Source organism: Streptomyces sp. NPDC029014 (genome assembly GCF_055564695.1).
The window spans coordinates 45,943-56,524 of sequence record NZ_JBVHVT010000060.1 but is presented as its reverse complement, the minus strand read 5'-3'; the positions used below and the strand labels follow the sequence as shown (position 1 = coordinate 56,524).

Genomic DNA, 10,582 nt, shown 5'->3' with positions numbered 1-10,582 from the left:
ACTGTCTGCCCTCCTTCTCGATGTGGCTGTGGCCCTCTTTGGTTGCTTTACTCTTGCTCCGGGGATGGGCTGGCCGCGCCCCACCGGCAAACCGGCGCCGGACGGCCCGACGGCGAACGGCCCGACAGCACCTGCCCGGACGCCCCGCCCGAGGCCGTGTTCTTCGACCGGGACGGCACCCTGATCGCCGACGTCCCCTACAACGGGGACCCGGACCTGGTCGCGCCGCTGCCGACGGCCCGCGAGGCCGTCGCCACCGTACGCGCCCTGGGCATCCCCGTCGGCGTCCTCAGCAATCAGTCCGGCGTCTCCCGCGGCCTGCTGACCCGGCGTCATGTCGAAGCGGTCCGCGCCCGTGTGGAGGACCTGCTCGGCCCCTTCGCCGTCTGGGCGATCTGCCCGCACGGTCCGGACGACGGCTGCGGCTGCCGCAAACCCGCCCCCGGACTGGTGCACGCCGCCTGCCGGCGGCTCGGCGTACGGCCCGACCGCACCGTCCTCATCGGCGACATCGCCGCCGACCTGGGAGCAGCCCGGGCCGCCGGCGCCCGCGGCATCCTCGTACCCACCCCGCAGACCCGGCCCGAGGAGACGGCCGAGGCCCGCGAAACCGCCCCCGACCTGCTGGCCGCCGTACGGCAGGCACTCTGGGCGGGCCGGACCGGGGCGGCGCCGTGAACGCCCCGCGGACCCTGGTCGTCCGCCTCGACAGCGCGGGCGACGTGCTGCTCGCCGGCCCCGCCGTCCGAGCCGTCGCGGCCGGGTCCTCCCACACGACCCTGCTCTGCGGCCCGCAGGGCGCTCCGGCGGCCGGGCTGCTGCCCGGGGTGGACGACGTCCTCCTGTACGACGCGCCCTGGGTCGGACTGGAGCCGGCCCCGGTGTCCCGAGAGGAGTGCCTGGACCTCGTCGACGCCCTTGCCCGCGGCCGCTACGACCGCGCTCTGGTCCTGGTCTCCCACCACCAGAGCCCGCTGCCCGTCGCGTTGCTCCTCAAGCTGGCCGGGATCGGCTGGACGGCGGCCGACAGCGAGGACTACCCGGGTTCCCTGCTCGACCTGCGCCACCGGCGGCGCCCCGGCCGCCACGAGGCCCAGGCCGCCCTGGACCTCGCCCGCTCCGCGGGGTTCGCCCTCCCCGACGGTGACCCCGGCACGCTCGCCGTCCGTCCGCCCCCCGACACCACCCGACTCACCGGCCCCGCCCCGTACGTGGTGCTGCATCCCGGGGCGGCGGTCCCCGCCCGGGCGTGGAGCCCCCGACGGGCCGCCCGGGCCGCCGCGGAGCTGGCCACCGCCGGCTTCCGGGTGGTGGTGACCGGGGGCCCGGCCGAGCGGAGCCTGACCGCGGAAGTCGCCGGCCGGCACGGGCTCGACCTGGGCGGCGCCACCGAGGACCTCCACCAGCTGGCCGGCGTCCTGGCCGGCGCGGACGCCGTGGTGGTCGGCAACACCGGGCCGGCGCACCTCGCCGCGGCCGTGGGCACCCCCGTCGTCTCCCTGTTCGCGCCCGTGGTGTCCGCCGAACGCTGGAGGCCCTACGGCGTCCCGCACGTCCTGCTCGGCGACGGGGGCGCACCCTGCGCCGGAAGCCGCGCCCGCCGCTGCCCGATCGCCGGCCACCCCTGCCTGGACGGCATCGGCGACGACCAGGTCGTGGCGGCGGTCCGCGCGCTCGGCGACCGTAAGGGCGCCCCGCCTGGACCCGGGGGCACGCCGCCGGTCCGGTCCCTCCCGGACGGCCCCCTCCCCGAGGACCAAGGAGCTCCGGTATGAACATCCTGCTCTGGCACGTGCACGGCTCGTGGACCACGGCCTTCGTACAGGGGCCCCACAGCTACCTCGTCCCCGTCACTCCGGGCCGCGACGCGGACGGCCTCGGCCGGGCCCGCACCTTCGACTGGCCGGCATCGGTCCGCGAGGTCACCCCGGAGGAACTCCGCGACGCCCCGGTGGACCTGGTGGTCCTCCAGCGGCCGCACGAACAGGAGCTCGCCGAACGGTGGCTCGGCGGTCGCCGCCCCGGCCGGGACCTCCCGGCCGTGTACGTGGAACACAACGCCCCGGACGGCGACGTCCCGCGCACCCGGCACCCCTGCGCCGACCGCGACGACGTCACCCTCGTCCACGTCACCCACTTCAACCGACTGTTCTGGGACAACGGCACCACCCGCACCACCGTGATCGAGCACGGCATCGTCGACCCCGGCCACCTCTACACCGGCCGGCTGCCGCACGCCGCCGTCGTCGTCAACGAACCGGTGCGCCGCGGCCGCCACACCGGCAGCGATCTGCTGCCAGCCCTGGCCGAGGCGGCACCGCTGGACGTCTTCGGCATGGCCACCGAGGGCCTCCCCGCCCATCTCGGCCTGCCGCCCGACCGCTGCCGCACGGCCGACCTCCCGCAGGCCCTCCTCCACCGGGAGATGGCACGGCGCCGCTTCTACCTGCACCCCGTGCGCTGGACCTCGCTCGGCCTGTCGCTGCTGGAGGCCATGCACCTGGGCATGCCGGTCGTGGTCCTCGCCACCACCGAATCGATCGAAGCCGTCCCAGCCGGCACCGGCACGCTGTCCACCCGCCCCGAGGTGCTCGCCGAGGCGGCCCGCCGCTACCTGGCGGATCCGCAGGCCGCCGCCGAGGACGGAGCCCGCGCCCGGAAGGCGGCCCTCGAACGGTACGGCCTCAAACGGTTCCTGACCGACTGGCAGCAGCTGATGGAAGAGGTGGTCTCATGAGTCCCCTGCGTTCCGGGGGATTTCGCGGCGCGACCGCCGAGGCGCTGTCCGTCGCCCTGGTCTCCGAGCACGCCAGCCCGCTGGCCACCCTCGGAGGGGCCGACGCCGGCGGGCAGAACGTCCACGTCGCCTCCCTCGCCTGCGCGCTCGCCGAGCGCGGCCACCGGGTCACCGTCTACACCCGCAAGGACGCCCTCGACCTGCCCGAGCGCGAGCGGCTGCGGGCGGGCGTCGAGGTGCACCACGTGCCCGCCGGCCCGCCGGCCCAGCTCTCGAAGGACGAACTGCTGCCGCACATGCCCCGGTTCGGCGCCTACCTGACCCACCTGTGGCGGGACCGGCCGCCGGACCTGATCCACTCCCACTTCTGGATGTCCGGCCTGGCTTCGTTGCAGGCCGCCCGTGAGCTGCAGCTGCCGCTGGTCCACACCTACCACGCGCTGGGCAGCGTCAAGCGCAGGCACCAGGGCCGTGCCGACACCAGCCCGCCCGTCCGGATCGGCTGCGAACGCGAACTCGGCCTGCACTGCGACCGCATCGTGGCCACCTGCCGCGACGAGGTCGCCGAACTCGCCCGCATGGGCGTTCCGGCGCACCACGTGGACGTGGTGCCCTGTGGGGTCGACCCCGACCGGTTCACGCCGGAAGGACCGGTGGCGCCACGCGGCGCCCTCCCCCACCGGCTCCTCCAGCTGGGCCGGCTGGTACCCCGCAAGGGCGCCGCCGTCTCCATCCGCGCGCTGGCCCTGCTGCCCGACGCCGAACTCCTGGTGGTCGGCGGCCCGCCCCTCGCCCGCCTCGGCTCCGACCCGGAGGTGCGCCGACTGCGCCGCATCGCGGAGGAGGCCGGGGTCGCCGACCGGGTCCGCTTCACCGGCGGGCTCTGCGGCCCCGACGTCGCGGCCGCGCTGCGCAGCGCCGACGTCGTCCTGTGCCCCGCCGACTACGAACCGTTCGGCATCGTCCCGCTGGAGGCCATGGCCTGCGGCAGGGCCGTCGTGGCCAGCGCCGTCGGCGGCCAGTTGGACACGGTGTCGGACCCGCTGACCGGTCGGCTGGTGCCGCCCGGGGATCCGGGTGCGCTCGCCACGACCGTCGCCGCCCTGCTGGCCGACCCGGCGCTGCGCGCGGCCTGCGGAGCGGCGGGACGTCGACGGGTTCTCGGCCGCTACCGCTGGGCCCATGTCGCTGCCGCCACCGAGACCGTCTACCGCTCGGTGCTCGCCGCCCGGCCGACCGCGGCCGTGGTGGTCTGACTTCCGGCACCGCCCACTCGGCCCCCACCCCCGAACCACCGAAGGAGGTCGGGCGCAACCGCACCCGTCCGGGGCGGCCGCCCGCACGGCCCATGAGCGACCCCCGCACACTCGAAGACGCACACCGGCACTGCCAGTCCCTTCAGGACGCCCTCGACGGTTTCCGCCGCACCGGACTCGACCGGCTCTCCCGGTGGGGCCGCGAGCTCGCCGCGCTCCTCCCGGCCGGCGGCCGGCTGCTGGCCGCCGGCAACGGCGGCAGCGCCGCCCAGGCCCAGCACCTGACGGCCGAACTCGTGGGCCGCTACCAGCAGGACCGGCCCGCCTACTCGGCGATCGCCCTGCACGCCGAAAGCTCCAGCGTCACCGCCATCGGCAACGACTACGGCTTCGACCACGTCTTCGCCCGCCAGGTCTCCGCGCACGGCCGTCCCGGCGACGTCCTCGTCCTGCTCTCCACGTCCGGCCGCAGCACCAACCTCATCTCGGCGGCGGTCACGGCCCGCGCGGCCGGTCTGCGCGTGTGGGCCCTCACCGGCCCCGGCCCGAACCCGCTGGCCGAGGCCGGCCACGACGCCCTGTGCATCGATGCCCCGCGGACCGCCACCGTCCAGGAAGCGCACCTCGTGGCCGTGCACCTGCTGTGCGAGAGCTTCGACGCGGCCCTCGCCCCGCACCCCGCGGCCGCCCCGCGGCCGGCGCGCGCCCCCCGCGGCCCCGCCGGTCCCCGGGCCGCCGCCGCGGCCCGCAGGAGGCCGCAATGACCGCCGCCGGGCCCCTGGTCGTGGTCGGGGACACCCTCCTCGACCAGGACATCGAAGGCGAGGCGGGCCGGCTCGCCCCCGACGCGCCCGCCCCCGTGGTCGACGTGCGCAGCGACCGCTCCCGGCCCGGCGGCGCCGGGCTCGCCGCCGCACTCGCCGCCCGCGCCGGGCGCGCCGGGCGCGAGGTGGTCCTGGTCACCGCGCTCGGCCGGGACGCGGCCGCCGACACCGTACGCGGGGCCCTGCACGGCCGGCTCACCCTGGTGGAACTCCCCCTCGACGGCACCCTCCCGGTCAAGACCCGGGTCCTGGCCGGCCGCCGCCCTCTCGTGCGCATCGACCGGGGCGGGGGCCGTCCCGGTGCCGCCGACGACGCCGTCCGCGAGGTGTTGGCCGCCGCCGGCACCGTCCTCGTCGCCGACTACGGCCGGCACACCGCCCGCGCCGTACGCGCCGAGCTCGCGGCGGCGGCCCGGCGCGTCCCCGTGGTGTGGGACCCGCATCCCCAAGGGGACGCGCCGGTCGCCGCCGCACGTCTGGTGACCCCGAACGCGGCGGAGGCCCGCGCCCTGCTGCCCGGCTCCGGCACAGCCCTCGCCGACGACGCCCGGCGCGGCCGCGCCCTGGCCGAACGCTGGCGGGCCGCCGCCGTCGCCGTCACCCTGGGGGCCCGGGGCGCCCTTCTGACCCGACCGGCCACGGACACGCCCATGCTGCTTCCCGCCCCCTACCAGGCCGACGGCGACCCCTGCGGGGCCGGCGACTGCTTCGCTGCGGTCTGTGCCGCGGCCCTCGCGGACGGGGCACTGCCCGAGGAAGCGGTGGAACGCGCGGTCGCCGAAGCGGCCGCTTTCGTCAGCGCCGGCGGCGCCGGCAACGCCGCGCTGTGGGACCCGGCCCGCGAACCGTCCCCCGCTGCACGCCCGCCGTCCGACGCCTACGCCCTGGCCCGGGACGTACGGGCCCGGGGCGGCACGGTCGTCGCCACGGGCGGCTGCTTCGACCTGCTGCACGCCGGCCACGTCGGCCTGCTGGAGAGTGCCCGCCGGATCGGTGACTGCCTCATCGTGTGCGTCAACTCCGACGCCTCCCTCGCCCGGCTCAAGGGCCCCGGGCGGCCGCTCAACCCGCTCCCCGACCGGATCCGGGTGCTCAGTGCGCTGGGCAGCGTGGACGCGGTGGTGTCCTTCGACGAGGACAGCCCCGAGACGCTGCTCGGAAGGCTGCGGCCGGACATCTGGGTCAAGGGCGGCGACTACTGCGTCGAGGACCTGCCCGAGGCCGAGACCCTGCGCGGGTGGGGCGGGCAGGCCCTCGTGCTGCCCTACCTCCAGGGACGCTCCACCACCGGCCTGGCCCGCCGGGCAGCACGCTCCGCCACGCCGTGATTGCCACCCCGGGAGCTGCCGCCCCCGGAGCCGCCGCCCCGGAAGCGGGCGCAGCTGCGGCAGCCGGCCCGGCCTCGGAACACGCTCGGCCGCGCACGCTGGTGCTGCGCGCGCTCGGGCTGGGCGACCTGCTGACCGCCGTGCCCGCGCTGCGCGCCCTCCGCCGGGCACTGCCCGGCCACGAGATCCTGCTGGCCGCCCCGGAGCGGCTGGCCGACGCGACGGCCGCCACCGGCCTGGTCGACCGGCTGCTGCCGACCACCGCCCCCGGGCGCGCCGTGCCGACGCGGCTGCCCTGGACCGGCCCGCCGCCCGACCTGGCCGTCGACCTCCACGGCAACGGCCCGTCCAGTCACCTGCTGCTCCAGCGGCTCCGCCCCCGCCGCCTGTACGCCTTCCGCCACCCCGGCACCCCGGAGATCACCGGCCCGCGCTGGCACTCCGCGGAGCACGAACGGGACCGGTGGTGCAGACTGCTGGGCTGGTACGGCCTCCCCGCCCACCCCGCCGACCTGCGCATCCCGGCACCGCCCTGCCCGTCTCCGGCACCCGGCGCGACCGTGGTCCACCCGGGAGCCGACGCGGGCGCCCGCCGCTGGCCGGCCGACCGGTTCGCCGCCGTGGCCCGCGCGGTCCACCGTGCCGGGCACCCCGTGGTGGTGACGGGCGGCGCGGGCGAGGCCGGGCTGGCCCGGCGGGTCGCCGGGCTGGCGGGCCTGCCGCCCGGATCGGTGCTCGGCGGCGAGCAGGACGTACCGTTCCCCCAGCTGTGCGCGATCGTCGCGGCGGCCCGCTGCGTGATCGTGGGCGACACCGGCCTCGCCCACCTCGCCACGGCCCTCGGCACGCCGTCCGTCGTCCTGTTCGGCCCGGTCGCCCCTCAGCTGTGGGGGCCGCCGCCCGGCGGTCGGCACACCGCCCTCTGGCACTGCGGCCCCGGCGACGACCCGCTGCGTCCCGGGGACGCACACGCCACGACCCCCGACCCGCGGCTGCTGCGCATCACCGTGCCCGAGGTCCTCGACGCAGTGGACGCCCTGTGCGGGAAGGGCCGCGGTCCGTCGCCGAAGTGACCGTGGTCCGTGGATCACGGACACGGGACGCGCCGCCACGAACCGTCCGGTGCCGCACGGGGACCGGCTGTCCGGGCGGGCGCGGACGACCGCCCGCTCGTCAGGCGGCCGTGCCCAGTCCCGGCCGGACCGCGGCGGCAGCCCTGTCCTCCGGCAGCAGGACCACCGGTTCCGGCGCCCGGCGGCGGCCCCGCAACAGGCAGCCGGAGCCGAGGACGGCGGCGACGACGAGGCCGCCGAAGACGAGTGCGCCCCGGGCTCCGGCCAGCTCCATGAGCAGGCCCAGCGTGGCCGGCGCCGCGAGGCCCCACACCGTGCGCACGGTTCCCCAGATCCCGAGCACCCGGCCCCGCATGGGGGCGGGCGGATCGGTCTGCACGAGGGTGGTGGTGGCGGTCTCCGACACCGACTCCGCAACCGCCATCGGCAGCACGAGCACGAGCAGCACCGCGAGGGAGGGCGACAGCCCGGCCAGTACCTGGAGCAGCGCCCCGCCGGCCGCGAGCATCCCGACCAGCCGGACCGTGGGGCGGCGCAGCCGGGCGCCGAGCACGGCGCCGACGATGCCGCCGGCCGCCAGCACGGTGGAAACCACGCCGAAGGCGGCGGCGTCGCCCGCGAGCGGGCCGGTCACCAACACCACGAGGGTCAGCCCGTAGTTCCGGCCGAACAGCGCGCTGAGGCCTCCGATCCCGGCGAGGGCGACCAGCCGACGGCGGCCCAGGAAGAACTGCAGGCCCTGTCGCACGCCCTGCGGCTGCGCCGGTGCCGCGGCAGGGCCTGCGCCGGCCTCCTGCGGGTCCCGTGCGGTCGGTGCCCCGGGACGCGCCGGCACGGCCGCGGCCGGACGGAGGAACGGGATCACGGCGGCGACGAACAGGAACGACAGCCCGTTGGCGGTGTACGCAGCCGCCGCGCCGAGGAACCCGACGGTCACCCCACCGAGCGCCGCACCCGCCAGACGGCCCGCGTTGTGCACCAGGGAGCCCACGCCGATCGCGGACGGAACGTCTTCCGGTGGGACCAGGTCGTTGCCGAGCAGCGCGCACGCGGGACCGTCGACGGTGGCGATCAGGCCCGTGACTGCCGCCAGCCCCAACAGCACACCGAGGTTCAACTGGTCCAGGGCCACGAGCACGGCCATGGTGAAGGCGACCGCCCCCAGGAGCGCCTGGCTCACCGCGGCGGTCAGCTTCCGCGGCCACCGGTCGACGGCGGCACCACCGGCCAGGCCCATGAGCAGGCCGGGCGCCGCCTGCACGGAGATGGACAGCCCGGTCGCGGCGGCCGACCCGGTGAGCTGCAGCACCAGCAGGTTCTGGACGGTCAGCTGCATCCAGGTGCCGACGTTCGACACCAGGTTGGCCGCCGACCACCACCGCATGCTGCGGTAGCGCAGGGAGCGCCAGGGAGAGCGATCGGTGGTGGAGGGCGCGGAGGAGGGGGAGGGGGAGGAAGTCACAGTGAGGTACCCGGACGAGCGCACGGCGAAGGCGGCGGTTGGCTGTGGAGCGGGCCGCTTCGGCCGGTCGGGCGCACCGGATCGGTGCGCGGCGCGGTGGGCGTCCCGGCGCAACATCGTGGCAGAAGAGCCGCCCCCCACGGGCGGACCACGGTCCGCCGGACGCCGCCCCGGAACGCCGACCGCACCACCACCAGGCATGATGCGGCTCCCGTGGGTTTGCTCACAAGAACCGCCGGCAGCGGCCGCCGGCCGGTCGCCGTCATGCAGACCAGGCGGGTCAGGCAACCGCCCGGTCTGGTCCGCACCCCCTGGGCCGGGCTCTACCGGGCCGGGCCGACGCACGGACCGAGCGCGACCCCGTCAGGCGGCGCCCGTGAGCGCCGCTGTCGCGGTTCGCGGGCCCGGCGCACACGCCGCCAGCGTCTCGGCGTGCCGTCGCAGGCTCACGCGCCCCCTCCGCCCTGCCCCTCCCCCTGCCGCCCCATCGGACGTGACCCGGTGCACCCGTGCCCGTACGCCGCCCGGGGCCGACCGGCGGACGGGCACGGCCGCATGCGCCGCCGGCGGGGCCCTCGGGGCGTGCGGTCAGACCTGACCGCGCCATTCGCCGGTGGCGGTACCGCGCTCTTCGATGAAGTGCTTGAACCGCTTCAGATCGCCCTTCACCTGCCGGTCGACGAAGCCGAGCTTGTCGCCGATGTTCTCCGCCATCCCCTCCGGGTCGAAGTCCATCATCAGCGTGACGTGCGTATGGGAGGGGTCGATCGGCTCGAAGGTGACCACGCCCGACTGCTCGGCCCCCTCACTGATGGTCACCCAGGCGACCTTGCGGTCGGGTACCTGTTCGGTGATCTCGGCATCGAACTCCCGCTCCACACCGGCGACCTTCGTCACCCAGTGCGTGAGCGTGTCGGTGCGCTGCTCGATCCGCTCGACGCCGGACATGAACTCCGGGAACGACTCGAACTGCGTCCACTGGTCGTAGGCGGTGCGGACGGGGACGTTGACGTCGATCGATTCCTTGACGTGCGACACGAGAGTCTCCCTCGTCGAAAAGGCGTAGGCGCGTCATGGCCGGCGCCACGCTCAGGGCCCGATCGGTGACGCGCAGGGCACCACACCGATGCCCTCATTCCGCGCGTCTGCCCCCGCAGCGCCACGTAGATTCCCCCGAACGAGACGCACCCCGGCCCGCCGGACGGACGAACCACCGTGACACCCCGGCGGTCACAGCCGGTCCAGGGGCCCCACCAGCCCGGCTGGTGTTCGATCTCCGTCTCTGCCTCCGCCAGGCAGGCGGGATCGATCCGGCCCAGTGGTTCCACGTCCCGGACGAGCGGCTCGTTGTCCGGGCCGCGCCCGGCTTCCGTGCCGGCGAGCAGCCAGGGCTGGGCCGTGCGGTCCGCGGCGCGGGCGAGGTGGGAGTAGTCGTAGAGGCGCCGCGCGGCCCAGGTCCGCAGCGAGCGACCCTTCCACCCGTCCTCGACGTCCAGCGGGTTCGCGGACAGACCCGGCAGTTCCGCCCCCGTCAGGGCGTCGCGGCTGGACGGCTCGGGCAGGTCGCGATCCGGGCCTCTCGACCAGCGGACATGGAGCCCGTTGCGGCTGGCGAGCAGGCCCGTCAGCTGGTCCAGCGAGCCGACGACCGCCATCGGCCTGCAGCCCTTTGCCTCGTTCATGCTCGACGGCTACCCGCGGCTGACGTCGCCGTTCCCGGCCCCGGCGGCCGACCGGCACCTCGGAGGGACCCCGTCCGGCGGTACGCCGCGGCGGATGGCGTCGGCTCCCCGCGGCGCTGTGGTCCGCGCTCCTGCCGGAGCCGCCTCGCCGGGCGGCGCCGACCGGCCGCCGCGGGACCAGGCGCGTCGGCCGCCCGGTGCACGCCCGGCGGGCGGGCCA

Annotated in this window: 9 protein-coding genes and 1 pseudogene; 7 read left to right on the top strand and 3 right to left on the bottom strand. The window is 76.6% G+C overall.

Going from position 1 to position 10,582, the window contains the following annotated elements; translation table 11 throughout:
* Positions 1 to 42 precede the first annotated feature (42 nt).
* From ACZ4VL_RS28370 to ACZ4VL_RS28340, 7 genes are all read left to right on the top strand, one after another.
* Positions 43 to 678 carry a D-glycero-alpha-D-manno-heptose-1,7-bisphosphate 7-phosphatase gene (locus tag ACZ4VL_RS28370; RefSeq protein ID WP_468205282.1) on the top strand — a complete coding sequence of 212 codons (636 nt, stop codon included), beginning with the start codon at positions 43 to 45 and terminating at the stop codon, positions 676 to 678.
* Positions 675 to 1,775, top strand: a complete 1,101-nt coding sequence (locus tag ACZ4VL_RS28365; protein WP_468205280.1) for a glycosyltransferase family 9 protein — start codon at positions 675 to 677, stop codon at positions 1,773 to 1,775. Before ACZ4VL_RS28370 ends, ACZ4VL_RS28365 begins: the two co-directional genes overlap by 4 nt.
* On the top strand, positions 1,772 to 2,737 hold the full coding sequence (locus ACZ4VL_RS28360; RefSeq protein WP_468205278.1) for a glycosyltransferase: 966 nt from the start codon (positions 1,772 to 1,774) through the stop codon (positions 2,735 to 2,737). Before ACZ4VL_RS28365 ends, ACZ4VL_RS28360 begins: the two co-directional genes overlap by 4 nt.
* Positions 2,734 to 3,993, top strand: coding sequence for a glycosyltransferase (locus ACZ4VL_RS28355; protein ID WP_468205275.1), 1,260 nt, complete (start codon positions 2,734 to 2,736; stop codon positions 3,991 to 3,993). Before ACZ4VL_RS28360 ends, ACZ4VL_RS28355 begins: the two co-directional genes overlap by 4 nt.
* A gap of 92 nt (positions 3,994 to 4,085) precedes the next feature.
* Positions 4,086 to 4,757 (top strand): D-sedoheptulose-7-phosphate isomerase, encoded by a 672-nt coding sequence (locus ACZ4VL_RS28350; RefSeq protein ID WP_468205273.1) that lies wholly within the window; start codon positions 4,086 to 4,088, stop codon positions 4,755 to 4,757.
* Complete coding sequence (locus tag ACZ4VL_RS28345) at positions 4,754 to 6,145, top strand: PfkB family carbohydrate kinase (protein WP_468205270.1); 1,392 nt, start codon at positions 4,754 to 4,756, stop codon at positions 6,143 to 6,145. Before ACZ4VL_RS28350 ends, ACZ4VL_RS28345 begins: the two co-directional genes overlap by 4 nt.
* A complete protein-coding gene (locus tag ACZ4VL_RS28340) occupies positions 6,142 to 7,218 on the top strand; it encodes a glycosyltransferase family 9 protein (protein ID WP_468205267.1) in 1,077 nt (358 codons plus the stop codon). The genes ACZ4VL_RS28345 and ACZ4VL_RS28340 overlap by 4 nt, the downstream gene beginning before the upstream one ends.
* Positions 7,219 to 7,318: 100 nt before the next feature.
* On the opposite strand, the gene ACZ4VL_RS28335 is transcribed toward ACZ4VL_RS28340, so the two are convergent.
* The 3 genes and pseudogenes from ACZ4VL_RS28335 to ACZ4VL_RS28325 form a co-directional block, all read right to left on the bottom strand.
* Positions 7,319 to 8,602: an MFS transporter gene (locus ACZ4VL_RS28335; protein ID WP_468205285.1), complete on the bottom strand. Its 1,284-nt coding sequence runs from the start codon at positions 8,600 to 8,602 to the stop codon at positions 7,319 to 7,321.
* A 666-nt stretch (positions 8,603 to 9,268) separates the two neighbouring features.
* Complete coding sequence (locus ACZ4VL_RS28330) at positions 9,269 to 9,718, bottom strand: SRPBCC family protein (protein ID WP_468205265.1); 450 nt, start codon at positions 9,716 to 9,718, stop codon at positions 9,269 to 9,271.
* 233 nt (positions 9,719 to 9,951) lie between these two features.
* Positions 9,952 to 10,335 (bottom strand): annotated as a pseudogene (locus ACZ4VL_RS28325) (DUF6098 family protein); the annotation flags it as partial.
* Positions 10,336 to 10,582: the final 247 nt, after the last annotated feature.